This window comes from Pseudomonas sp. 05N36, assembly GCF_056397385.1.
Genome location: NZ_JBFTNH010000065.1, coordinates 1 through 538 on the forward strand (window position 1 = coordinate 1; position 538 = coordinate 538).

Annotated in this window: 1 protein-coding gene; it reads left to right on the plus strand. The window is 62.2% G+C overall.

All coding sequences use genetic code 11. The features are described from left to right. Positions 1–538: immunoglobulin-like domain-containing protein (locus tag AC1DIH_RS28175; protein WP_477774094.1), on the plus strand; the 538-nt coding region annotated here is incomplete at both ends.

A 538-nucleotide genomic window follows, 5' to 3' on the forward strand; every position in this document is an offset into this window, starting at 1 on the left:
GGCCGGCACCGCCATGAGCGTGACCCTGTCGAACGGCGCAGTGATCAACATCGAAGCCGGYAAAACCAGCGGTTCGGTGGTGGTCGATACTCCAGCCAACGACGTCTACAAGAACGGCAGTACCGTCAGCACCACTATCGAAAGCACCAGCGGTGGCAATTTCGARCAGYTGACCCCGAGCACGACGCCGGCGGTCACCACCATCACCGATTCGATCGACAACACCGGACTGTCCCTGGCGGCCACTGGTTCGGTCACCGAAGGTGGGCAGATCACCTACACCGCGACGCTGACCAACCCGGCCGGCACCGCCATGAGCGTGACCCTGTCGAACGGTGCGGTGATCAACATCGAAGCCGGCAAGACGTCCGGCTCGGTGGTGGTCGACACCCCGGCGAATGACGTTTACAAAAACGGCAGCACCGTCAGCACCACCATCGAAAGCACCACCGGTGGCAATTTCGAGCAGCTGACCCCGAGCACCACCCCAGCGGTGACCACCATCACCGATTCGATCGATAACACCGGCCTGACGCTC